Source organism: Amycolatopsis australiensis (assembly GCF_900119165.1).
In the GTDB taxonomy this organism is placed as follows: domain Bacteria; phylum Actinomycetota; class Actinomycetes; order Mycobacteriales; family Pseudonocardiaceae; genus Amycolatopsis; species Amycolatopsis australiensis.
The window spans coordinates 4288103-4310207 of record NZ_FPJG01000006.1; the positions used below are offsets into that span (position 1 = coordinate 4288103).

At 72.2% G+C, this 22105-nt stretch carries 23 protein-coding genes and 1 pseudogene; 16 read left to right on the forward strand and 8 right to left on the reverse strand.

Features of this window, described 5'->3' with window-relative positions; all coding sequences use genetic code 11:
* From sufD to BT341_RS21410, 5 genes are read left to right on the forward strand one after another with little or no spacing between them, the layout of a single operon-like run.
* Complete coding sequence (gene sufD / locus BT341_RS21390) at window positions 1-1173, forward strand: Fe-S cluster assembly protein SufD (RefSeq protein WP_072477975.1); 1173 nt, start codon at window positions 1-3, stop codon at window positions 1171-1173.
* 29 nt (window positions 1174-1202) lie between these two features.
* Complete coding sequence (gene sufC / locus BT341_RS21395; protein ID WP_072477976.1) at window positions 1203-1973, forward strand: Fe-S cluster assembly ATPase SufC; 771 nt, start codon at window positions 1203-1205, stop codon at window positions 1971-1973.
* A gap of 38 nt (window positions 1974-2011) precedes the next feature.
* Window positions 2012-3301: a cysteine desulfurase gene (locus BT341_RS21400; protein WP_072477977.1), complete on the forward strand. Its 1290-nt coding sequence runs from the start codon at window positions 2012-2014 to the stop codon at window positions 3299-3301.
* Window positions 3298-3747, forward strand: a complete 450-nt coding sequence (gene sufU, locus BT341_RS21405; protein WP_072477978.1) for a Fe-S cluster assembly sulfur transfer protein SufU — start codon at window positions 3298-3300, stop codon at window positions 3745-3747. The genes BT341_RS21400 and sufU overlap by 4 nt, the downstream gene beginning before the upstream one ends.
* Window positions 3744-4139: a metal-sulfur cluster assembly factor gene (locus BT341_RS21410; protein ID WP_072477979.1), complete on the forward strand. Its 396-nt coding sequence runs from the start codon at window positions 3744-3746 to the stop codon at window positions 4137-4139. The genes sufU and BT341_RS21410 overlap by 4 nt, the downstream gene beginning before the upstream one ends.
* Window positions 4140-4145: 6 nt before the next feature.
* Here the strand turns inward: BT341_RS21410 and BT341_RS21415 are convergent, their stop codons facing one another.
* Window positions 4146-4919 carry a DUF4184 family protein gene (locus BT341_RS21415; protein ID WP_072477980.1) on the reverse strand — a complete coding sequence of 258 codons (774 nt, stop codon included), beginning with the start codon at window positions 4917-4919 and terminating at the stop codon, window positions 4146-4148.
* Between the two features lie 18 nt (window positions 4920-4937).
* Here BT341_RS21415 and BT341_RS21420 point away from each other — a divergent pair, with 18 nt between their 5' ends.
* Complete coding sequence (locus tag BT341_RS21420; protein WP_072477981.1) at window positions 4938-5273, forward strand: YnfA family protein; 336 nt, start codon at window positions 4938-4940, stop codon at window positions 5271-5273.
* 59 nt (window positions 5274-5332) lie between these two features.
* Here BT341_RS21420 and BT341_RS21425 read toward each other — a convergent pair whose 3' ends face one another.
* A complete protein-coding gene (locus BT341_RS21425; protein ID WP_072477982.1) occupies window positions 5333-7279 on the reverse strand; it encodes an ABC1 kinase family protein in 1947 nt (648 codons plus the stop codon).
* A gap of 171 nt (window positions 7280-7450) precedes the next feature.
* On the opposite strand from BT341_RS21425, the gene BT341_RS21430 reads away from it, so the two are divergent.
* The 3 genes from BT341_RS21430 to BT341_RS21440 are packed head-to-tail and all read left to right on the forward strand — an operon-like array spanning window position 7451 to window position 9922.
* Window positions 7451-7996: a snapalysin family zinc-dependent metalloprotease gene (locus tag BT341_RS21430; RefSeq protein ID WP_072477983.1), complete on the forward strand. Its 546-nt coding sequence runs from the start codon at window positions 7451-7453 to the stop codon at window positions 7994-7996.
* A gap of 55 nt (window positions 7997-8051) precedes the next feature.
* Window positions 8052-9278: a sensor histidine kinase gene (locus BT341_RS21435; protein WP_072477984.1), complete on the forward strand. Its 1227-nt coding sequence runs from the start codon at window positions 8052-8054 to the stop codon at window positions 9276-9278.
* Window positions 9275-9922, forward strand: a complete 648-nt coding sequence (locus BT341_RS21440; protein ID WP_072482103.1) for a response regulator — start codon at window positions 9275-9277, stop codon at window positions 9920-9922. Before BT341_RS21435 ends, BT341_RS21440 begins: the two co-directional genes overlap by 4 nt.
* Here the strand turns inward: BT341_RS21440 and BT341_RS21445 are convergent.
* From BT341_RS21445 to cysD, 3 genes are read right to left on the reverse strand one after another with little or no spacing between them, the layout of a single operon-like run.
* The gene (locus BT341_RS21445; protein WP_072477985.1) at window positions 9919-10542 is read right to left on the reverse strand and encodes a hypothetical protein; all 624 of its coding nucleotides are present in this window, start codon (window positions 10540-10542) and stop codon (window positions 9919-9921) included. The genes BT341_RS21440 and BT341_RS21445 overlap by 4 nt on opposite strands.
* Before the next feature lie 13 nt (window positions 10543-10555).
* A complete protein-coding gene (gene cysC, locus BT341_RS21450; RefSeq protein WP_072477986.1) occupies window positions 10556-12364 on the reverse strand; it encodes an adenylyl-sulfate kinase in 1809 nt (602 codons plus the stop codon).
* Window positions 12364-13293 carry a sulfate adenylyltransferase subunit CysD gene (gene cysD, locus BT341_RS21455; protein WP_072477987.1) on the reverse strand — a complete coding sequence of 310 codons (930 nt, stop codon included), beginning with the start codon at window positions 13291-13293 and terminating at the stop codon, window positions 12364-12366. The genes cysC and cysD overlap by 1 nt, the downstream gene beginning before the upstream one ends.
* A gap of 39 nt (window positions 13294-13332) precedes the next feature.
* Between cysD and BT341_RS21460 the strand changes: the two genes are divergently transcribed.
* The 4 genes from BT341_RS21460 to BT341_RS21475 are packed head-to-tail and all read left to right on the forward strand — an operon-like array spanning window position 13333 to window position 16950.
* Window positions 13333-13812, forward strand: coding sequence for a nuclear transport factor 2 family protein (locus BT341_RS21460; protein ID WP_072477988.1), 480 nt, complete (start codon window positions 13333-13335; stop codon window positions 13810-13812).
* The gene (locus BT341_RS21465) at window positions 13809-14999 is read left to right on the forward strand and encodes a hypothetical protein (RefSeq protein WP_072477989.1); all 1191 of its coding nucleotides are present in this window, start codon (window positions 13809-13811) and stop codon (window positions 14997-14999) included. Before BT341_RS21460 ends, BT341_RS21465 begins: the two co-directional genes overlap by 4 nt.
* Before the next feature lie 2 nt (window positions 15000-15001).
* Window positions 15002-15784 carry an SDR family oxidoreductase gene (locus BT341_RS21470; protein WP_072477990.1) on the forward strand — a complete coding sequence of 261 codons (783 nt, stop codon included), beginning with the start codon at window positions 15002-15004 and terminating at the stop codon, window positions 15782-15784.
* 8 nt (window positions 15785-15792) lie between these two features.
* A complete protein-coding gene (locus BT341_RS21475; RefSeq protein ID WP_072477991.1) occupies window positions 15793-16950 on the forward strand; it encodes a sulfotransferase family protein in 1158 nt (385 codons plus the stop codon).
* Here BT341_RS21475 and BT341_RS21480 read toward each other — a convergent pair.
* Entirely contained in the window at window positions 16929-18152 is a 1224-nt protein-coding gene (locus BT341_RS21480; protein WP_072477992.1) for a glycosyltransferase, read from the reverse strand. The two genes, BT341_RS21475 and BT341_RS21480, sit on opposite strands and share 22 nt — an antisense overlap.
* A 41-nt stretch (window positions 18153-18193) precedes the next feature.
* On the opposite strand from BT341_RS21480, the gene BT341_RS21485 reads away from it, so the two are divergent.
* Window positions 18194-18847: a TetR/AcrR family transcriptional regulator gene (locus BT341_RS21485; protein ID WP_072477993.1), complete on the forward strand. Its 654-nt coding sequence runs from the start codon at window positions 18194-18196 to the stop codon at window positions 18845-18847.
* A gap of 27 nt (window positions 18848-18874) precedes the next feature.
* Here BT341_RS21485 and BT341_RS21490 read toward each other — a convergent pair whose 3' ends face one another.
* Window positions 18875-20539 carry a GGDEF domain-containing protein gene (locus BT341_RS21490; RefSeq protein ID WP_072477994.1) on the reverse strand — a complete coding sequence of 555 codons (1665 nt, stop codon included), beginning with the start codon at window positions 20537-20539 and terminating at the stop codon, window positions 18875-18877.
* Window positions 20540-20684: 145 nt separating this feature from the next.
* On the opposite strand from BT341_RS21490, the gene BT341_RS21495 reads away from it, so the two are divergent.
* Both BT341_RS21495 and BT341_RS21500 read left to right on the forward strand, forming a co-directional pair.
* Window positions 20685-21044 carry an ArsR/SmtB family transcription factor gene (locus BT341_RS21495; RefSeq protein ID WP_072477995.1) on the forward strand — a complete coding sequence of 120 codons (360 nt, stop codon included), beginning with the start codon at window positions 20685-20687 and terminating at the stop codon, window positions 21042-21044.
* Window positions 21041-21678, forward strand: a pseudogene (locus tag BT341_RS21500) (SRPBCC family protein). Before BT341_RS21495 ends, BT341_RS21500 begins: the two are co-directional and overlap by 4 nt.
* On the opposite strand, the gene BT341_RS21505 reads toward BT341_RS21500, so the two are convergent.
* The gene (locus BT341_RS21505) at window positions 21675-22040 is read right to left on the reverse strand and encodes a PASTA domain-containing protein (RefSeq protein ID WP_084742952.1); all 366 of its coding nucleotides are present in this window, start codon (window positions 22038-22040) and stop codon (window positions 21675-21677) included. The pseudogene BT341_RS21500 and the gene BT341_RS21505 overlap by 4 nt on opposite strands.
* Between the last annotated feature and the right edge of the window lie 65 nt (window positions 22041-22105).

Sequence of the window (22105 nt, forward strand, 5' to 3'; positions counted from 1 at the left end):
ATGTCGGTTACCGAGAACAACGTTTCCGGAGCCCTCCGCGAGGGGGCCGTCGTCCCGGCGGCCTCCCGCGCGGAGCGGTTCACTTCTTACGACGTCGAGGCCTTCGAGGTCCCCGGCGGCCGTGAGGAGAACTGGCGCTTCACGCCGATGAAGCGCCTCCGCGGCCTGCACGACGGCAGCGCGCAGGCCACCGGCGAGATCACCCTCGACGTCGACGCCGCCCCCGAGCTGGGCATCGTGACCGTCGGCCGCGACGACCCGCGGCTGGGCCAGGCCGGCGTCCCGAGCGACCGGATCGCCGCGCAGGCGTACTCGTCGTTCACCAAGGCCACCATCGTGACGGTGCCGAAGGAGACGAAGGCGTCGAAGCCGTCCGTGCTGCGGATCCACGGTCCGGGCGAAGGCCAGGTCGCCTACGGGCACCTGCAGGTCCGCGCCGAGGCGTTCGCCGAGGCCGTCGTCGTGCTCGACCACGTCGGCTCCGGCACCTACGCCGACAACGTCGAGTTCGTCATCGGCGACTCGGCGAAGGTCACCGTGGTCAGCGTCCAGGACTGGGCCGACGACGCCGTGCACGTCTCCGAGCAGCACCTCAAGCTCGGCCGCGACGCCACGCTCAAGCACATCGTCATCACCCTCGGCGGTGACCTGGTCCGCGTCTCGCCGACGGCGACGTTCGCGGACAAGGGCGGCGACGTCGAGATGCTCGGCCTGTACTTCGCCGACGCGGGCCAGCACCAGGAGCACCGCCTTTTCGTCGACCACGCGGTCCCGAACTGCAAGTCGAACGTGATGTACAAGGGCGCGCTGCAGGGCGACGAAGCGCACACGGTGTGGATCGGCGACGTCCTGATCCGCGCGGCCGCCGAGGCCACCGACACCTACGAGCTCAACCGCAACCTGGTGCTCACGCCGGGCGCGCGCGCCGACTCGGTGCCGAACCTCGAGATCGAGACCGGCGAGATCGAAGGCGCCGGCCACGCGAGCGCGACGGGAAGGTTCGACGACGAGCAGTTGTTCTACCTGCAGTCGCGCGGGATCGCCGAAGAAGCCGCCCGCCGGCTGGTCGTGCGCGGGTTCTTCCACGAGATCCTGGTCAAGATCGACGTCCCCGAGGTGCGCGAGCGCCTCGAAGCGGCGATCGAAGCCGAACTCGAAGCCGTTGGCGCCTGACCGCCCTCTCTGACTTAGGAAAACGAAGAATGGCAACGCTGGAAATCAAGGACCTGCACGCCTCGGTGACCACCGAGGAAGGCGCCAAGGAGATCCTCAAGGGCGTCAACCTGACGATCAAGTCGGGTGAAACGCACGCGATCATGGGCCCCAACGGCTCCGGCAAGTCCACCCTGTCCTACGCCATCGCCGGTCACCCCAAGTACCAGGTGACCTCCGGCGAGGTGCTGCTCGACGGCGAGAACGTCCTCGAGATGAGCGTCGACGAGCGCGCCCGGGCCGGCCTGTTCCTGGCCATGCAGTACCCGGTCGAGGTGCCGGGCGTGTCGATGTCCAACTTCCTCCGCACCGCGGCCACCGCGGTCCGTGGCGAGGCCCCCAAGCTGCGCCACTGGGTCAAGGAGGTCAAGGAGGAGATGGGCAAGCTCGAGATCTCGCAGGAGTTCGCCGAGCGCTCGGTCAACGAAGGCTTCTCCGGCGGCGAGAAGAAGCGCCACGAGATCCTGCAGCTGGCGCTGCTCAAGCCGAAGTTCGCCATCCTCGACGAGACCGACTCCGGCCTCGACGTCGACGCGCTGCGGATCGTCTCGCAGGGTGTCAACGACTACAAGGCCAACAGCGAGGTCGGCGTCATGCTGATCACGCACTACACCCGGATCCTCCGGCACATCACGCCGGACTTCGTCCACGTCTTCGCCGGCGGCAAGATCGTCGAGTCGGGCGGCAAGGAACTGGCGGACGAGCTCGAGGAAAACGGGTACGTCAAGTACACCGGCAAGACCGAGCCCGCCGCGGTCTGACCCGTTCCACCACACCGAGAACGAGAGGAGTCGGCCCGATGACCACCACCTCGGCCAGCTCTTTGCCACTGGACGTGGCGGCCCTGAGGGCCGACTTCCCCATCCTGTCGCGCACGGTTCGCGACGGGAAACCCTTGGTGTACCTGGACTCCGGGGCGACTTCGCAACGTCCCACCGCGGTGTTCGAGGCCGAGCGCGAGTACGTCTTCACGTCGAACGCCGCCGTGCACCGCGGCGCGCACCAGCTGTCCGAAGAGGCGACCGACGCCTACGAGTCCGCGCGGGCGAAGATCGCCGAGTTCGTCGGCGCCGACCCCGAGGAGCTGGTGTTCACCAAGAACGCCACCGAGGGCATCAACCTGGTCGCGTACTCGATGAGCAACGCCGCCACGGCCGGTCCCGAGGCTTCGCGGTTCGTGGTCGGCCCGGGTGACGAGATCGTCGTCACCGAGATGGAGCACCACGCGAACCTCGTGCCGTGGCAGCAGCTGTGCCAGCGCACCGGGGCGACGCTGAAGTGGTTCAAGGTCACTTCCGGGGGCCGCCTCGATCTGTCCGATGTGGACGAGCTGATCACGCCGCGCACGAAGGTGGTCGCGTTCGCGCACCAGTCCAACGTGCTCGGCACGGTCAACCCGGTCTCGCTGCTGGTCGAGAAGGCCAAGGCCGTCGGCGCGCTCACCGTGCTGGACGCCTGCCAGTCGGTGCCGCACTTCCCGGTGGACTTCCACGCCCTCGGCGTCGACTTCGCGGTGTTCTCCGGGCACAAGATGCTCGGCCCGTCCGGCATCGGTGTCCTCTACGGCCGCACCGAGCTGCTCGAAGCGATGCCGCCGTTCCTGACCGGCGGCTCGATGATCGAGATGGTCCGGATGGAGGGCTCGACCTTCGCGCCGCCGCCGCAGCGGTTCGAAGCGGGTGTCCCGATGACGTCGCAGGCCATCGGCCTCGGCGCGGCCGTCGACTACCTCACGGCCATCGGCATGGACCGCGTCGCGGCGCACGAGAAGGAACTCGCCGCGGCGGCCCTCGAAGGCATCGGCGCCATCCCCGGCGTCCGGATCATCGGCCCGGCGGACCTCGAGGACCGCGGCGCGACCGTGTCGTTCGTGATCGACGGCGTCCACCCGCACGACGCCGGCCAGGTGCTCGACAGCCTCGGCATCGCCGTGCGCGTCGGCCACCACTGCGCGTGGCCGCTGCACCGGGCCTGCAACGCGCAGGCGACCGTGCGCGCGTCGTTCTATCTGTACAACGACCTGTCCGAAGTGGACGCGCTCGTCGCGGGCGTCCGCGAGGCGCAGAAGTTCTTCGGGGTGGGCCAGTGAACCTGGAGAGCATGTACCAGGAGATCATCCTGGACCACTACAAGAACCCGCACGGGCGCGGCCTGCGCGACCCGTTCGACGCCGAGTCGTTCCAGGTCAACCCGACCTGCGGCGACGAGGTGACGCTGCGGGTCAAGCTCGACGACGGGAAGGTCGCCGACGTCTCCTACGAGGGCCAGGGCTGCTCGATCAGCCAGGCCTCGACGTCGGTCTTGACGGATCTCGTCGTCGGCCACACGCTTGAGGAGGCGTTCACCACCATGGACGCCTTCGTGGAACTGATGCAGGGCAAGGGAAAGGTCGAGCCGGACGAGGACGTGCTGGAGGACGGGGTCGCCTTCGCGGGCGTCGCCAAGTACCCGGCCCGCGTGAAGTGCGCCCTCCTCGGCTGGATGGCTTTCAAGGACGCCGTCGCCCGGACGACCAGTGGAGCTGAGAAGGCATGAGCGAAGACACCGCCACTCGTGAGGGGCGCACCGCCGCCGACCTCGACGCCGAGGCCACCGCGAAGCAGGACCTCGAGCTCGCCAAGATCGAAGACGTCGAGGAGGCCATGCGCGACGTCGTCGACCCGGAGCTGGGCATCAACGTCGTCGACCTCGGCCTGGTCTACGACATCCGCGTCGAACCGGACAACACGGCGACCCTCGACATGACCCTGACGTCCGCGGCCTGCCCGCTCACCGACGTCATCGAGGACCAGACGTCGGCCGCGCTGACCTCCGGCGGCCTGGTCAAGGACTTCCGCATCAACTGGGTCTGGATGCCGCCGTGGGGCCCGGAGAAGATCACCGAGGACGGCCGCGAACAGCTGCGCGCCCTCGGCTTCACCGTCTGAGACCGCTCAGGGAAGGCCGCTCTCCGGAGCGGCCTTCTTCGCGTATAACGACCTATACCACCCGTGCCAGGCCAGCGCGTACAGGCCGAGGGCGACGGCGAACCCGCTGCCGGCGCCGGTGACCAGCAGGTACGTCGCGTTGCCGACGACGCCCGCTTTCGTCATGGGATCGTGCCGGGCCAGGAAGGGCAGCACCTGCAGCAGCGCGCCGGTGAACGCGCCGGTCGCCAGGGACGCGGCGACGGTCTTCCGGTGGCGGATACCCGGCGGCGCCGGTTCCGCGGGCGCGGTGCGGTACCAGCGGACCAGCCACCACGCGAGGATCGCGGCCCCGGTGACGGTGCTGACCAGCTGGATCAGCCGTCCGACGTCGACGCCGGTGACGATCGGCACGCGCAGGAACGGCAGGCCGCCGCTCTCGTGGGTGAAGGCGTCCCAGCCGACGTGGGTGGTGGCGCCGACGACCAGCGACAGGGCGATCCAGCCCGGTCGCTTCCAGCTGAAGCCGTGCGGCAGCCGGGCGGCCAGCGGGGCCGGCGCCAGCGCCACCAGCGGGCGCCTCAGCAGCAGCTGGAAGACGGCGAGCAGGGCCAGCGCGAGGAGCGGGTCGAGCCAGAGGACCGCGGTGAACTCGTGCGTGCGGGAGAGGCCCAATCCCTCGGGCGCGGGCACGAACCAGAAGACGTCCGGCGCGACGGACCCGGCGACCAGCGCGGAGGGCACCAGCGGCCGCCGCGCCAGCGGCAGCACGGCGGCGGGATGACTCAGGGTGAACGGCACGGGAGCTAGTATCCCGGGGTGCTCGTGCGGTCGATCCTCCTGTTCCTGGCGGCGGCGGTGTGCGAGATCGGCGGCGCGTGGCTGGTGTGGCAGGGTGTCCGCGAACACCGCGGCTGGCTCTGGATCGGCGGCGGAGTGCTGGCACTGGGCGTGTACGGCTTCGTGGCGACGCTCCAGCCGGACGCCCACTTCGGCCGCATCCTCGCCGCGTACGGCGGCGTGTTCGTGGCGGGCTCACTGGCCTGGGGCATGGTGGCGGACGGCTACCGCCCGGACCGCTACGACGTGCTCGGCGCGCTGCTGTGCCTGGCCGGGGTGGCCGTGATCATGTACGCGCCCCGCTCAGCGGGGTGACTTCCGTTGACCGCCGCGGCGGGTCGCTCTTCCGCTCGCCGGGTGCGTTGTGCTGCTGCTCAGCGGGCTGATCGTGACCGCCGTCCGGAGCGGCGGAAGACGACGAACAACAGCCGCAGGCCCACCAGGGCGCTGATCACCAGCAGGTTGTACCCGAACACCTGGTGCAGGCCCAGGTCCGCGACGATGCGCGGGCCGCCCGAGCCGGTCAGCAGGAACACCGCCATCAGGCCCGTCGCCGCGCCCACGAACGCCAGCAGGACCTCGTGCACCAGCCCCGTCACCACGTCGCGGTCGCGCTCGTCGGAGAACAGGCGGACGTTCACCGAGAGCCGGCCCTCCGCCAGCGCCGCGCCGATGCGGTCGACGCGGCGGGGGATGCGGCGCAGCACCGGCAGCAGCGCCAGCACCTCGTTGACCGCCGTGTGGCGCAGCGACTCCGGGCGCAGGCGGGCGCCGACCTGCTCGACCGCGAACGCGCGCGACTCCGCCATGACGTCGAACCCGGGGTCGAGCGCGGCCAGGGTGCCCTCGACCGTGGCCAGCGCCCGGAACACCGCCGCGACCGGTGGCGGCACGCTCAGCCGGAAGTCCGCCACCACCCGGAACAGGCCGGTGAACAGGTCGAGGCCGGGGCTGCGGCCGGGGCCGAAGTGGCGGGCGACCAGGGCGCCGAGCGCGCGTTCGAGACGCTGCTCGTCGATGTCGTCCGTGCGGTCGACGATCTCCAGCAGCCCGTCGCGCAGGCCCGCCGGGTCGCCGCGGTCCAGGGCCAGCACCAGGTTCTGCAGCCCGCCGCGCAGCCCGGCGTCGAGCCGGCCGACCGAGCCGAAGTCGAGCAGCCCGAGGCGGCCGTCGTCGAGCAGCAGCAGGTTGCCCGGGTGCGGGTCGGCGTGGAAGACGCCGCCGATCATCACCTGGCCGAGCAGGCAGCGCAGCAGCGACCGCGCCAGCGGCGTGCGCGCGGACGGCGCCGCCGCCTCCACCGGCTTGCCGCTCAGCCGCGACATCACCAGGACGCGTTCCGTGGACAGTGCCTTGTGGACGGTCGGCAGCACGACGTCCGGGCACGAGGTCGCGGCCACGGCGGCGATGTTGCGGGCCTCGATGGTGAAGTCGAGCTCCTCGGCCAGTGCCGCGGCGAACCCGTCGGCGAGTTCCGCCGCCCCGAGCGAGCGCGCCCAGTCCGCGCGGTCCTCCAGTGCCGCGGCGAACCGCCGGACGATGTCGGCGTCGCGTTCGGCTTGCTCCCGCACACCCGGCCGCTGGACCTTGACCACGACGTCCTCGCCGCTGCGCAGCCGCGCCCGGTACACCTGCGCGACCGACGCGGCGGCCAGCGGTTCGGGATCGAACTCGGCGAAGATGTCGTCGGGCGAGCCACCGAGTTCTTCGCGCAGCACGGCCCGGACGGCGTCGGCGCGCGCGGGTGCCACGCTGTCCTGCAGCTTCCCGAGCTCTTCGACGAAGACCGGCGGCAGCAGGTCCGCGCGGGTCGAGAGCAGCTGGCCGAGCTTCACGAACGTCACGCCGCCCTCCTCCAGTGCGCGACGCAGCGAGCGGGCGAGCTGGGCCTGCCGCCCGGGCGCGACCCCCGGTTCGCGGTGGCCGGTGAGGTAGCGGCCGAGGCCGTGCTTGATCGCGATCCGGCTGATCTGCGAATAGCGCCGGGCCCGCGCCGCGCGCGCCCGCACCGACCGCAGCCTGCCGAACACGCCGGATCCGCTCGGCACGGCCATCTCCGCGACGAACAGGAAGAGCAGCGTCGCGAGGAAGGCGCTGCCCGCCAGCGGGATCAGCAGCCCGAGGGCCGCGCCGCCGTTGTGCAGCAGCGAAACCGGGAACGCCCGGCCGATGGCCCCGGCGACGAGCCAGCCGAAGCCGGCGCCGCACAGCGCGCGCACGGTGCCGACGCGCACGCCTAGCACCCGCCTCGACGCGACCACGAGCGGCCACAACACGAGCGCGTACAGGGGAAGGGTCAGCAGGCCCAGCAGGATGTCCACGCCGCCGAGCAGATCACGGCGGCGGGGCCGGGCGGCTCACGCGGCGGCGGGACGCGGCTCCCTCCCCGGAGGGAACGACTTTCGGCCGTGGCCCGCCGTCCGGTGGACTTCTAACCTCGTCTCGCGAACCACGGTGAAGTGCTCTCTGAAGAACCGGACGAAGGAGACACGATGAACGGACGCGCGATCGGCCGGGTCGTGGCGCTCGCCACGGCCGTCGCGGCACCGCTGGGCCTGGGGCTCGCCGTCGCCCCCGGCGCCGAAGCGGCCACCGTCACGACGCTCTACTACAGCTCTTCGGGCGCGCCGGACTACCTCGCCCAGATCGACCGGGGCGCGGCCAACTGGAACGCCGCGGTCACCGACGTGCGGCTGGTGAAGCGGAACACGGGCGCGACGATCGTGTTCCACGAGGTCCACAGCGGCGGCTCGTACACGAACACCGACGGCCACGGGCACGGGCAGATCTACCTCGACACGAGCCAGGTGGCGGAGGGCTTCGACCCGACGCGGATCGCCGCGCACGAGCTGGGCCACAACCTCGGCCTGCCCGACCACTACAGCGGGCCGTGCTCGGAACTGATGTCCGGCCACGGCCCGGGCACGTCCTGCACGAACGCCAAGCCGTCCGCGGCCGAAGCGGCGAAGGTCCAGTCCCTGTGGGCGAACGGCATCGCGGCAGCACGCCCGGAACAGACGTACACCGCCGCACTCTGAGGCGTTCCATCGCGAGAGGGAGGCGCGCGCACCGGCCGCCTGCGAAGATCGACCGGTGCGCGTACTCCGGCCCCTGACGACCAAGGCGACCTACCGCCGGTGGGTCTACCTGGTCCTCGGCGGCGCGATCAGCGTGCCGTACCTGCTGTTCGCCGCGGTCGCCGTGCCGTCGCTGCTGCCGTTCGTCACCACGGTCGGGCGCGCCGTCCTCGTCGGGGGACTGCTCACGCTGGCCGTGCTGGCCGCGACGGCGTTCCTGCCCGCGGTGCACGTGCTGGAGTCCGCCGCGGTCCGCGAGCTGCTCGACGACCCGGTGCCGGACGCGCCCGCGAAACCCGGTAGCCGGCGTGGACGGCTGCGCGCGGCGGCGATGTTCGTGCTGCACGTCGTCACCGGGTTCGGGGTCAGCTTCTTCAGCCTGCTGGCGCCGGTCGCGATCGGCGTGTCGATCAGTGCCGTGTTCACCGGGCACCTGTTCCAAACCGGCGAGGGCGACGAGATCCGGGTGCCCGCGGGCTGGCCGTCGGTGTGGCTGCCGGTGGTGTTCGGGCTCGGGACGGTGCTGCTCGGCTACGCCGTGTGGGCGATCGGCGGGCTGCTCCGGCGGGCCGCGGCCGGGCTGCTCGGGATGACCGCCGCCGACCGGATCGCCCGGCTGGAGCGGCGGACCGAGCAGCTCGCCGAACGCAACCGCCTGGCCAGGGAGCTGCACGACTCGGTCGGGCACGCGCTGAGCGTCGTCACCGTGCAGGCCGGCGCGGCGCGGCGGACGCTGCGCACCGACCCGGACTTCACCGAGCGGGCGCTCGGCGCCATCGAGGAGTCCGCCCGCACCGCGCTCGACGACCTCGACCACGTGCTCGGGCTGCTGCGCGAGGAGGCGGCGGGCCGGACACCGCAGCCGGCGCTCACCGAGCTGCCGGCGCTGCTCGACACGACCCGGCTGGCCGGCACCCAGGTGACCGCCGACATCGGCGGCGACCTGGCCGCCGTGCCCGCGGTCGTGTCCCGCGAGGTCTACCGGATCCTGCAGGAATGCCTGACCAACGCGGTGCGCCACGCCGGTAGGGTCCCGGTGACGGTGGCCGTCGACGTCGCGGCGCACGCGCTGGTGGCCCGGGTCGCGAACCCGCTGGGCCGCGGCACGGGCCGCGCCGGCGGCGGCCGCGGCCTGCGCGGGATGACCGAGCGGGTGGCGGTGCTCGGCGGCGAGCTGTCGGCGGGGCGGGTGGACGAGCGGTGGGAGGTCGTGGTGCGGGTGCCGTGGGGGAGCGGGCGATGAGCGTACGCGTGCTGCTGGTCGACGACGAGCCGCTGATCCGGGCCGGGCTGCGGGCGATCGTCGAAAGCGAGGACGGCCTGACGGTGGCCGGCGAAGCGGGCGACGGCGCGGAGGTGCCCGGGCTGGTGGCCCGCCTGCGCCCGGACGTCGTGCTGATGGACGTCCGGATGCCTGCGGTGGACGGGATCCGCGCCACCACGCACCTCATGTCCACTGTGGACGAACCGCCGAAGGTGCTCGTGGTGACGACCTTCGAGAACGACGACTACGTCTACGACGCGCTCCTCGCGGGCGCCAGCGGCTTCCTGCTCAAGCGCGCCCGCCCGGAGGAGATCGTGGCGGCGATCCGGACGGTGGTGACGGGCGAGTCCCTGCTCTTCCCGGCGGCGATCCGCCGCCTGGCGGCCCGGCACGCCCCGGCGGGCGACGGCCTGGCGAGGGCGAACCTGACCGAGCGCGAACGCGAAGTGCTGCGGCTGATGGCGGCCGGGCTGTCCAACCTGGAGATCGCGGGGAAGCTGTTTCTGGGCATCCAGACGGTGAAGACGCACGTGGGCAACGTGCTGACCAAGCTGGACGCGCGGGACCGCACCCAGGCGGTGATCCGCGCGTACGACTCGGGGTTCGTGACGCCCGCGGGTTAGAGCCGGTCGGCCAGCAGCTTCGCGAGTGTGCCATAGCCGCCTTCGGGGCCGGTGACGCCCAGGAAGAGAGTCGCGGTCCGCAGCCGGCCGTGGCTGTGCTTGGCGACCACGATCTGCAGGCCGGCGTCCTTCGTTTCGCAGTGCATCGCGCCTTCGCCGATGCCGGGCATCGGGACCACGTGCGCACAATCCCGCTTCGACCGCGCGAGGAACTGCGCGGCCGAAGTGGAATCCGTGGCGACGTACAGGCTTCCCGTCCGGCCTCGGCCGTAGTCGCAGGCGTAGGCCTTGCCGACGTCGGTCTGCACCGGGTCGCTTTCCTTCGAACCGCCGGTCACCGACCGCGTCTGCGCCTGCATGATCTCGTCGTCGCCGAGGAACGGGCAGGCCGCGGTCACGGTGTCGGGGGAGGCGGCCGGTGTGCAGGTCGGCGCGGTCGTCTTCGGCTTGCTCACCGTGCTGGACGGCGGCTGCGACGGCGACGGTGGCGGTGCCGCGGCCGGCGAGCCGCCCGAACACGCGACGAGACCGGTCAGCAGGCAGGCGGCGAGGATCCCCCCGGAAAAGCGGATGCCGGTAATGTGGCCGTTGATCCGCTTTGCGTGCTCTCGATCATGCAACGTGCCGGTCTCGTCAGCCGAGACCGTCGAGCAGCGCCTGGATCGCCGCCGCCATCGTGGCCGGGTCGCCGTCGGATGGCCGGAGCACCAGATCGGGCGACGACGGCCGCTCGTACGGCGCGTCGATCCCCGTGAACCCGCGGATCTCGCCGGACCGCGCCTTCGCGTACATGCCCTTCGGGTCCCGCTCCTCGCACACCTCCAGGGGCGTGTCCACGAACACCTCCACGAACGGCAGCCCGTCGTGGATCCGCCGCGCCCGGGCGCGATCGGCTTCGTACGGGCTGATCAGCGACGCGATCGCCACCACGCCCGCGTCCGCGAACAGGCGTGCCACCTCCGCCACCCGCCGGACGTTCTCCGCCCGGTCCCGCGGGCCGAAGCCGAGCCCCGCGTTGAGCCCGTGGCGCAGGTTGTCGCCGTCCAGCAGGTAGGCAGGCCGCCCGGCGGCGACCAGGCGGCGTTCCAGCTCGACCGCCACCGACGACTTGCCCGACGCCGAAAGCCCGGTCAGCCACACCGTCGCGCCGCGGGTCGGGCGGTCTTCGCGCCGGACCGCCGCGGTGTGCCAGACGACCGGGGACGCGACCGCGCCGGTGATCATGCCCGCCGCCACCGTGTCGCCGGTGTACTCGTCGACCAGCAGGAACCCGCCCGTGGCGCGGTTGCGGCGGTACGGGTCGAACAGCAGCGGCGCCCGCGTGCGCAGCCGGATCCGGCCGATGTCGTTCAGCGCCAGCGAATCCGCCGCGCAGCGGTGCAGCGTCGTCACGTCGAGGCGGTACTCCAGCCGCTCCACCGACCCGCGTGTTTCGGTGGTCGTGTGCCGGATCACGTAGGACGCGCCCGGCCTCAGCGACGACCGTTCGGAGAACCAGCAGACCAGCGCGTCCACTTCGCGAGCCGACTCCGCCCGGTTGCCCGGGCGGCACAGCATCGCGCCGCGGCCCAGGTCGAGGTCGTCGGCCAGCTCCACCGCCACCGCCTGGCCGGTGAAGGCTTCGGCCAGCGGTGTCCCGCCCGGGCCCCACACCGCGCGCACCTTCGACGTGCAGCCGGACGGCAGCGCCACCACCTCGTCACCCGGCTTGAAGACGCCGCCGGCGATGGTGCCGGCGTAGCCCCGGAAGTCGGACCGGCGGATCACGAACTGCACCGGGAACCGCGCGTCGATCAGGTTGCGGTCGGAGGCGACGTGCACCTCCTCCAGCTGGTGCAGCAGCGAAGTCCCCTCGTACCATGGCATGCTTGCGCTGCGGTGGACGACGTTGTCGCCGTGCAGCGCGGAAACCGGCACGAACGTCAGGTCCGCGACGTCCAGCTTCATCGCGAACCGGCGGAAGTCCTCGCGGATCTCGGCGAACCACTCCCGCGACCAGCCGACGAGGTCCATCTTGTTCACGCACACCACGAGGTGGCCGATGCCCAGCAGCGAGGCGAGGAACGCGTGCCGCCGCGACTGCTCCAGCACGCCCTTGCGCGCGTCGACGAGGATCAGCGCCAGGTCGGCCGTGGACGCGCCGGTCACCATGTTCCGCGTGTACTGCAGGTGGCCGGGGGTGTCGGCGATGATGAACTTCCGCTTGGGCGTGGCGAAGTAGCGGTGGGCCACGTCGATGGTGATGCCCTGCTCGCGCTCGGCGCGCAGCCCGTCGGTGAGCAGCGCGAGGTCCGGGTAGTCCTCGCCGCGGTCGCGGCTGGCGCGTTCGACGGCGGCGAGCTGGTCGGTGAAGATCGCCTTGGCGTCGAACAGCAGCCGTCCGATCAAAGTGGACTTCCCGTCGTCCACGCTCCCCGCCGTGGCGATCCGCAGCAGCTGCATCAGAAGTAGCCCTCCCGCTTGCGGTCCTCCATGCCTGCTTCGGAAATCCGGTCGTCGGCTCGCGTCGCGCCGCGTTCGGTGACGCGCGTGGCGGCGACCTCGGCGACCACTTCGGACGGTGTCGCCGCCGAAGATTCGACGCAGCCGGTGCACGTCGCGTCGCCGACGGTCCGGAAGCGCACGGTCGCCTCGTACGGCGTTTCACCGTCCACAAGGGACAGATAGCGTGTCGCTGCCAGGAGCATGCCGTCGCGCTGGACCACCGGGCGCCTGTGGGCGTAGTACAGCGGTGGCAGCGCGATCCGCTCGTCCCGGACGTACTGCCAGATGTCCAGCTCGGTCCAGTTCGACAGCGGGAACACGCGGATGTGCTCGCCGCGCCGGTGCCGCCCGTTGTAGAGGTTCCACAGCTCCGGCCGCTGCGCCCGCGGGTCCCACTGGCCGTGCTCGTCGCGGAAGCTGAACACGCGCTCTTTCGCTCGCGCCTTCTCCTCGTCGCGGCGGGCGCCGCCGAAGACCCCGTCGAACCCGCCTTCGCGGATCGCCCGCAGCAGCGTGACGGTCTGCAGCCGGTTGCGGCCGGCCCGCGGGCCGGTTTCTTCGACGACGCGTCCGGCGTCGATGTCGTCCTGCACCCGCGCGACGATCAGCCGCAGGTTCGAAGCGGCGACGGTCTCGTCGCGGAACCGCAGCACCTCGTCGAAGTTGTGCCCGGTGTCGACGTGCAGCACGGGGAACGGCAGCGGCGCCGGCCAGAACGCCTTCGCGGCGACGTGCAGCATCACCACCGAGTCCTTGCCGCCGGAGAACAGCAGCACCGGGCGCTCGAACGTCGCCGCGACCTCGCGGAAGACGTGCACGGCCTCCGCTTCGAGCGCGGCCGGGCTGGACAGCTCATAGGCCACCGACACGCGAAAAAAGTAGAACATGTTCTTGTAATCGGTCAAGCGGTGCGGGACCCTGTGGGCATGGACCTGGTCGTACTCGAAGAGATCCGCCGGCTGAAGTACCGGTACCTGCGCGGGGTGGACCTGAAGCTGTGGGACGAGGTGGCCGGCACGTTCACCGCCGACGCCACGGCCGACTACGGGACGCACGCCGCGGGCGGTGCGGGCAAGCGGTTCGAAGGCCGCGACGCCATCATGGCGTTCCTCACCCAGAGCCTCGGCAACGGCATCATCACGGTTCATCACGCTGGTCAGCCCGAGATCGAGGTCGACGGAGACACGGCGACCGGGCGGTGGTCGTTCACCGACAAGGTCATCGTCCCCGACCACAAGGTGATCATCGAAGGCGCCGCGTTCTACGAGGACACCTACCGCCGCGAGAACGACGGCGCCTGGCGGATGTCGCACATCGGGTACGTCCGGACGTACGAGTCGATGCTGTCGTGGGAGGGCAACCCCGGCTTCCGGCTGCTCGCCAACCGCTGGGCCGTCCCGGCATGATCGAGAACGAGTTCTCGTTGACCCGGCCGTTCGCCGACGCCATCGCCGAGGCCGAGAAGCTGATCGCGGAAGCCCCGCACGTGAAGACCGGGCAGGACCTGCTCGAAGGCTACGACTACCTCGCCGGCAGCATCCGCGCCTCGCTGCAGATGGCCTGGGCCTACCAGCGCGACTTCCCGTACTTCACCGCGTCCACCGGGCCGTACACGAAGATGGGCCTGGACAACCCGGACACGCTCTACTTCAACGCGAACATCCGCGACGACCGCGAGTACGTCGTGACCGGGGTCCGCGGGACCACCGCCGACCTGAGCTTCCAGGTCCTCAACGGCGACTATTCGCCGGTCGAGGTGCCCGACAGCCTCGCCGCGTTCGACGACCGCGCCATCGAAATCGGCGAAGACGGCCGGTTCGAGCTGCGCTTCGGCCCGGCCCGCGAAAACCCGGGCCCGAACCACTTCACCCTCGGCGCGGGCTCGTCGATGCTCGTGGTCCGCGAGGTGTACAGCGACTGGGCGACCGAAAAGCGGGGCGAGATCCGCATCCGGTGCGCCGGCACCGCGGGGCAGGCGCCACCGGTGCCGGACCGCGCCGCACTGGCCAAGCGCTACGGCGTCGCCGGCAAGATCCTGCTGAGCCGGCTCAAGACGTTCCTGGCCTTCCCGAAGTGGTTCTACTACGACCTGCCGGTGAACACCATGACCGAGCCGCGCTCGACGCCGGGCGGGCTGACCACGCAGTTCTCTTCGGCCGGCCACTACGAGCTGAGCGACGAAGAGGCGATGATCGTCACCGTCCCGCGCTGCGCCGACGCGCCCTACCAGGGCATCCAGCTCGGCAGCCTCTGGTACGTCTCGCTGGACTACATCAACCACCAGACGAGCCTCACCGCCGACCAGGCCCGCGTCGACCCCGACGGGAAGATCCGGTTCGTCCTCAGCGAGCGCGACCCCGGCCTGGTGAACTGGCTGGAGCTGACCGGCCACGACCGGGGCTACGTCCAGATCCGCTGGCAGCGGCTGTCCCGGAACCTCGGGCCCGGCGACGGCCCGGCCGTCGAAGTCGTCAAGGTGGCGGAGCTGGCGGACCGGCTGCCGTTCCACGAGCAGGCCCGCGTGACGCCGCGGCAGTGGGCGGCGCGGATCGCGGCCCGGCAGGACGCCGTCGCCGCCCGGATGCTGGGGTGAGCATGGACAACCTCCTGCGGGACAAGGTGGTCGTCGTCTCGGGCATCGGTCCCGGTCTCGGCCGCTCGATCGCCGTGCGCAGCGCGCGGGCCGGCGCGGACGTCGTGCTCGCCGCGCGCACCGAGTCGCGGATCGCCGAGGTCGCCGGGGAGGTCACCGATCTCGGGCGGCGGGCTGTCGGCGTCCGGACCGACATCGACGACGCGGACTCCGCCGCGAACCTGGTGAGCGAGGCGCTGGACGCGTTCGGCCGGGTGGACACGGTGGTGCACAACGCCTTCGCCGTCCCGCCGCTGACCGACCTGGCCACTGTGGACCTCGACGCCGTCCGTGCGGGCTTCGAGACCGCCGCGATCTCGGTGCTGCGGCTGACCCGGCTGTTCCTGCCCGCGCTGAAGGAGAGCAAGGGCTCGCTGGTGATGATCAACTCGGCCGTGCTGCGGCACTCGCGGCGGACGTTCGGCGCGTACAAGATGGCGAAGTCGGTGCTGCTGTCGCTGGCCCAGAGCCTGGCGAGCGAGCTGGGCCCGGACGGCGTGCGCGTCAACACCGTCGCGCCCGGCTACATCTGGGCGCCCAACCTCAAGTGGTACTTCGCCTACCTCGCCAGGGAACGCGGCATCACGCCCGAAGAGGTCTACGCCGAAACGGCGTCCACGACAGACCTCCGCAAGCTGCCGGAGCCCGACGAGATCGCCGACGCGGTGGTGTTCCTCGCCTCGCCGATGGCACGCGCGATCACCGGGCAGTGCCTCGACGTCAACGGCGGCGAATACCACCACTAGGAGGCCAGATGCTCCCCGGCCGGGAGAACGTGGGCACCGTCGAGGACCTGCACGCCTCGGCGGCGAAGCTCACCGGGCTCGACGACTTCGGCGACGACGACCACGTCGAGGGCCTGCGCGTGCTGCTGGAGGCCTACGAGGCCGACGAAGAGCTCACGCCGTTCGGCAACAAGGTCCACCGGGCGTTCCTGCGCGGCGCGCTGGTGGCCCGGCTGCTCAGCGAAGCGTCGTGGAAGCAGCACCCGCGGTACGCGGACGTCGCGATCGAGCGGCCGATCTTCGTCACCGGCCTGCCGCGCACCGGCACGACCGCGTTGCACCGGCTCCTGGCCGAGGACCCCGCGCACCAGGGGCTCGAGGTCTGGCTCGCGGAGGCCCCGCAGCCGCGGCCGCCGCGGGAGACGTGGACGGGCAACCCGGTGTTCCGGGGCATCCAGGCCGGGTACGAGCGCCACCACGTCGAGCACCCGGAGTTCATGGGCGTCCACCACATGTCCGCCGACCAGGTCGAGGAGTGCTGGCAGCTGCTGCGGCAGTCCCTGCGTTCGGTGTCCTTCGAGTGTCTCGCGCATGTCCCGCGCTACTCCCGCTGGCTGGCGAAGCAGGACTGGACCGGTGCCTACGCCCGCCACCGGCGGAACCTGCAGCTGATCGGGCTGCCGGACGCAGGCAAGCGGTGGGTGCTCAAGAACCCCAGCCACCTCTTCGCCCTGGACGCGCTCATGGCGGTGTACCCGGACGCGCTGGTGGTCCAGACGCACCGGGCACCGCGGACCATCATGGCGTCGATGTGCAGCCTGGCGGAGAAGGCGGCGGACGGCTGGTCGGCGAAGTTCCGCGGCGAGGTGATCGGCCGCGGCCAGCTCGACCTGTGGGCCCGCGGCGCCGACGAGTTCCGCCGGGCCCGCGCCAAGTACGACCCGGCGCAGTTCTGCGACGTGCGGTACGAGGACTTCGTGGCGGACCCGATCGGCACCGTGTCCGCTGTGTACGACCACTTCGGACTGTCCACCAGCGACGATGCCCGCGCGGCGATGACGGCGTTGCACGCGGAAAGCCGGGCCGGGGAACGGAAACCGGCGCACCGCTACCGGCTGGCGGACTTCGGCCTGACGCCCGAGGAGGTCGACGAGCGGTTCGCCGGCTACCTGCGCGAGTACTTCTGACCCGCCGTCACCAGCGCCACCACCTCGTCCATCGACGGCCCGGCGGCCATCTCGGCGGCCAGCTCCCGCGCCCGCTCGCGGTAGCGCGGGTCGTCCAGGACCGCGCGGACGTCCCGCCGCAGCGCCCGCGGCGACGCCGAGCCGCGGGCGCGGCCGATCCCCGCGCCGGACCACCTGACCCGGGCCGCCACCTCGCGCTTGTCCTCGCTCGCCCCGACGACGACCAGCGGGACCCCGTAGCGGAGCGCGTGGTTGACCCCGCCGTAGCCGCCGTTGCTGACCATCGCGGCGCACCGGGGGAGCAGCTCGTCGTAGGGCAGGAAGTCGGCCACCCGGACGTTGGCGGGCAGCGGGCCGGGCCGCAGTTCGCCGCCGCACTTGGTCACGACGACCAGGACGTCCTCGCCGGCCAGCGCGTCGATCGCGGGTTCGACGAGCCGGCTCAGGTCGTCGTTCGCCACCGTTCCCTGCGTCACGTGCACGACCGGGCGCGTGCCGTCCAGGTCGGCCCACCACGGCGGCAGCGGGTGCTCACCGGCCGAGCTGACCGTCGTCGGCCCGATGAAGTGCAGTGGCGCGCCCGGCCGCGGGTACTCGAAGCCCGGGCAGGTCATCTGCAGCACGCCGTCGCTGTGCAGCGGCCAGTCGGCGAACAGCATGCCGGGGTCCCCGCCCAGCAGCTCGCGAGCCCGCTGCTGCGCCGGCCCCAGCACCCACGGTGAAAGCAAGCGGATCACGGCGGCGCGGAGGTGGTCGGCGAGCCCCCGCGGCGGCGGGCCGGTCGGCGTCGGGGGCATGAACGGCAGGAATCCCAGGGTCAGCACGCGGGGCCGGTGCTCGCGGCGCACCAGGGCCAGGCCCGCCATGAACAGCGGGTCGCACAGCACGACGTCGAAGTCGCCGTCCATCACGCTGAGCTGGTGCGGCATCGCGCGGACGAAGTTGGCCAGCTCGAACCGCGCGCGGTTCAGCCCGCGCTTCCCGGCCCGGCCGGGGACCGAGCCGTCCATGTCCGTCTCGTCGAAGTCGGCCTCCGGTGGCAGCACCCGCACCTCGGCGCCCAGCTCTTCGAACGCCCGCCGGTACCGCGCGCCGGTGACGACCGCGACCTCGTGCCCGGCGCCGAGCAGCGCCTCGACGATCGGCTTGGTCGGCCCGACGTGGCCGCGCGCGGGGTGGACGCAGACGAGGACCGCGGCCATGACGCCTCCAGTATTTGAGCGATACGTTGTACTATCCAATAGTGACGATACCCGATGCCGAAGGCGCGCGGCGCCGCTACTCCTCGCCGGTGCGCGAAGCCCGCGCCCGGCAGACCCGCGCCCACGTGGTGGCGACGGCGGGACGGCTGTTCGCCGAGCGGGGCTACGCGGGCACGAGCATGCGGCAGATCGCCGCCGCGGCCGAGGTGAGCCTGGAGACCGTGACGCAGACCGGCCGCAAGGCGGACCTGCTGCTCGCCGCGTTCCGCGACGGCTTCGCCGGCAATCCGGACGCGGTGAACCTGGACGCGCTGGTGGGCACGGCCGGACCCGCGGACCTGCCCGCGGTCGTCGCGCGCGTGGCCGAGGGGCTGCGCCGGTCGCTGCCGATCTGGCGCGCGTTCACGACGGCGGCGGCGGCCGACCCGGCGGTGGCGGCGGTCCGCGCGCAGCTGGCGGCGGCCCGCCGGGAAGAGATCGTCGCCCGCTTGGCGGCGGCCGGCCTGGCCCCGGCGCGCGGCAGCGAACGGCTGGCCGACGCGATCGGCCTGCTCACTTCGCACGACGCCTACGACCACCTGACCGGCGTGTGCGGCTGGCCGCACGAGGAGTACGTGGCCTGGGCCGCCGCGGCGATCCAGGCCCAGCTCACCCTGGACTGGCCGGCGCCGGTCGTGAGTGAGGAACAGGGTTAGAACCCTGTTCCTCACCCACGACGGGTGCTAACCGGCGGCCGCCTGCAGGCCGCGCGTGCCGATGCCACGCAGCACCTCCACGCGGTCCGAGCCCGGGCGGCTGAGCACCCAGCTCGACCCGGGCACCGCCTTGGCGCGCTTCTTCAGGGGCGCCAGCAGCCGGGAAACTTCCTGGTAGGAACGGATCGAGCCGCTGGCGCAGACCAGCGTCGCCAATGAGACCGTCACCGGCATGCCGTCCGCCGTCCAGCGGCGGTCCAGCAGGGCGGCCGCCACCGTCGCGATCTCGTCGACGTCGCAGACCACCAGGAAGTCGTCGCCGCCGACGTGGCTCACCCGCATGCGCCGCAGCTGCCCGGTCAGCTCGGTGAGCGCGCCGCCGAGCGCGCGGATCAGGTCGTCGCCCGCCGCGAAGCCCGCCGTGTCGTTGACCGCCTTGAACCCGTCGATGTCCAGCCACGCCGCCACGAACGGCTCGCCGATCGTGATCCGGCGGGCGACGTCGCGTGCGACCGTGTCGCTGCCCGGCAGCCGCGTGAGCGGGTTGAGCGCCGCCGCGGCCTCGACCTTCGCCTCGGCCACCCCGCGCACCACCTCGGTCACCAGCACCACGCCCAGGCAGCGGCCCACCTCGTCGACCACGACGACGTCGTCGCCGGTGCGGCCCCAGTCGGCGTCGGTGACCAGCTCGAGGAACTCCATCGCGCCCGCCCGCGCCTCGATCGTGTGCGGGGTGTCGGCGAGCCGGGCCGCCGGGCGCTTCGCGTGCAGCGCGTGGCCGTACGGCCCGGTGACGGCGACCAGGAACCGCGTCCGGTCGACCGACCAGCGCGGCCGGTTCAGCTCGTCCACCCCGACCACACCCGACGGCGCGTCGGCCGCCGCGAGCACCGCGCGTACCTCGTCGCAGGTCGCGGTTTCGGGCAGGGTCGTGGCCGGGCGGAGGAAGTCGCCGACGCACTTCGCCGGTGCCGCCGGGCCAGCGGCGGGCCGGCCGAGCGTGCGCAGCGCCGGCGCGGGACCGGCGGCGGTGGGCGGGGCGAGCAGGTGGCCCTGTGCGATCCGGACACCGAGGCCGCTGACCGCTTCCAGCTGGGCCTCGGTCTCGACCCCGGTCGCGACGAGCCGGATGCCGGTGCGGTGGGTGTAGTGCAGCAGCGCTTCGACGACGGCGACCGACGCCTGGTCGTCGGGCAGCCCGCGCAGCACTGTGCGGTCGAGCTTGACCAGGTCGACCGGCGCTTCGACGAGCAGGCCGAGCGGCAGGTCGCCGCGGCCGAGCCCGTCGAGCGCGAGCCGGAAGCCGAGCTCGGTGAGCATCCGCATCCCGGCGAGCGCGCGGTCGGCCGGCACCGGCGCGAACGGCGGGCCGATCTCGAGGACGACGTCACGGGTGCGTCGCCCGGCGTCGCCCAGCTCCGCCAGCAGGTCGTCGAACATCGCCTGCGGCGCGGCGAGGGTGCGCGCGGACAGGTTGAGGTGCAGGGGAAGGGAGCTCTCGTCCTGGCGGACGGCGGCGATCGCGAGCCCGAGGTCGACCTCGGCGAGCCTGCCTTCGCGGCGCGCCTGCGTGAGCAGCTCGGGGACGGTTCCGTGGCCCGGCCTGGCCAGCGCTTCGTGCGCCACGACGCCTCCCGTGTGGAGGCTGTACAGCGGCTGGAAGGCGAAGCGGACCGCGCGTGGCGACTTCACGCCCCGATCGTCGCGGGTCGTCCCGGGAAACGAAACGGATGTCGACTGATGTTCACCGCCATTACCCACATCGGGCTAACGCAGCGTGACGCCCGCCACTTATTCAGGCTTGACTTATATAAGTCGCTGCTTGTAGCTTGGCCCGGTGCACGCGTTCGACGTCCTCGGCGACCCGGTCCGCCGGCGGATCCTGGAGCTGCTGGCCGACGGCGAGCGGGCCGCCGGCGCGGTGACCGAGGTGATCCGGGCCGAGTTCGGCATCTCGCAGCCGGCGGTGTCCCAGCATCTGAAAGTGCTGCGGGACAACGGGTTCGCGGTCGTCCGCCAGGAGGGCACGCGCCGGCTGTACGCGGTCGGGCACGCGCCGCTGCGGGACGTCGACGTCTGGCTCGACCGGTTCCGCCGGTTCTGGACCCCGCCGCTGGACGCACTGGCCACCGAAATCGCCCGCGGCAAGCGAGAGCGGCGCCTTGCCGCGGACAAATCCGAAGGAGAAAGCCCGTGATCGACGTCCGTCACCAGATCAGCGCCGTCCGCCGGACGGTCGGCAAGCGCGTGCTCGAAGCCGGGGAGGCGCGCGTGATGACCATCAGCCAGGTCTACGACACCGACGTCGACGACCTGTGGGACGCGTGCACGAACGCCGAGCGGATCCCGCGCTGGTTCCTGCCGGTGACCGGCGAGCTGCGCGTCGGCGGGAAGTACCAGCTGGAGGGCAACGCGGGCGGCACGGTGGAACGCTGCGACCCGCCGAAGAGCTTCGCCGCGACGTGGGAGATGCACGGCGGCGTCAGCTGGATCGAGGTCCGGCTGACCCGGAGGGCGCGGGCACGCGGTTCGAGCTGGAGCACGTGGCGCACGTCGACGACCACTGGGACCAGTTCGGCCCGGGCGCGGTCGGCATCGGCTGGGACATGGCCCTGACGGCGTTCGTCCGCCATCTGGCGGCCGGGCGGGACCACGTCGTCGACCCGGCCGAGGCGATGGCCTGGATGGCGTCCCCGGAGGGCGCCGAGTTCGTCCGGCAGGCGGGCGAGGCCTGGTACGAGGCCCACGTCGCGGGCGGCGAGGAACCGTCCGTGGCCCGCGCCCAGGCGGACCGCTGCCTGGCGGCCTACACCGCGCCACCGGAGTCCTAGCGGTCCGTGTACTTGACCGCCGTCAGCGTGATGACCGTGTCGGGCGGGACCTCGGTGCCGGCGGCCGGGTCCTGGCCCGTCTGGACCCAGTTGCGGTCCACGACCAGCATCCGGCCCTGGCCGGTGCCGTCGACCTCGCGCAGGTGGTGGAGGCCGGCCCGGTGCATCGTGTCCTGGGCGTCCTGGTGGTTCATGCCCGAGACGTCCGGGACCTTGATCAGCGCGGCGGACGTGGTGGCCGGCGCGGCCGTGGTTCCGGCACGGGTCGGCGCCGGCGCGGGACCGCCGGTGCGTCCGGGACCGCAGGCGGCGAGCCCGGCGCCGAGCAGGAGCACGGCGGCGAGGCGAATCGGGCGGTTCATGGCGGCTCCTCCTCGGGGACACTCCCTCCATCGGTCCGCGGACGCGCCGTGTTGCCCATCGATCG

Coding starts and splice junctions, on each gene's coding strand:
- BT341_RS21410 (WP_072477979.1), top strand. CDS start 3,744: ATGAGCGAAGACACCGCCACTCGTGAGGGGCGCACCGCCGCCGACCTC.
- sufD (WP_072477975.1), top strand. CDS start 1: ATGTCGGTTACCGAGAACAACGTTTCCGGAGCCCTCCGCGAGGGGGCC.
- BT341_RS21460 (WP_072477988.1), top strand. CDS start 13,333: ATGGACCTGGTCGTACTCGAAGAGATCCGCCGGCTGAAGTACCGGTAC.
- BT341_RS21475 (WP_072477991.1), top strand. CDS start 15,793: ATGCTCCCCGGCCGGGAGAACGTGGGCACCGTCGAGGACCTGCACGCC.
- BT341_RS21505 (WP_084742952.1), bottom strand. CDS start 22,040: ATGAACCGCCCGATTCGCCTCGCCGCCGTGCTCCTGCTCGGCGCCGGG.
- sufC (WP_072477976.1), top strand. CDS start 1,203: ATGGCAACGCTGGAAATCAAGGACCTGCACGCCTCGGTGACCACCGAG.
- BT341_RS21470 (WP_072477990.1), top strand. CDS start 15,002: ATGGACAACCTCCTGCGGGACAAGGTGGTCGTCGTCTCGGGCATCGGT.
- BT341_RS21400 (WP_072477977.1), top strand. CDS start 2,012: ATGACCACCACCTCGGCCAGCTCTTTGCCACTGGACGTGGCGGCCCTG.
- BT341_RS21440 (WP_072482103.1), top strand. CDS start 9,275: ATGAGCGTACGCGTGCTGCTGGTCGACGACGAGCCGCTGATCCGGGCC.
- BT341_RS21480 (WP_072477992.1), bottom strand. CDS start 18,152: ATGGCCGCGGTCCTCGTCTGCGTCCACCCCGCGCGCGGCCACGTCGGG.
- BT341_RS21465 (WP_072477989.1), top strand. CDS start 13,809: ATGATCGAGAACGAGTTCTCGTTGACCCGGCCGTTCGCCGACGCCATC.
- BT341_RS21430 (WP_072477983.1), top strand. CDS start 7,451: ATGAACGGACGCGCGATCGGCCGGGTCGTGGCGCTCGCCACGGCCGTC.
- cysC (WP_072477986.1), bottom strand. CDS start 12,364: ATGCAGCTGCTGCGGATCGCCACGGCGGGGAGCGTGGACGACGGGAAG.
- cysD (WP_072477987.1), bottom strand. CDS start 13,293: ATGTTCTACTTTTTTCGCGTGTCGGTGGCCTATGAGCTGTCCAGCCCG.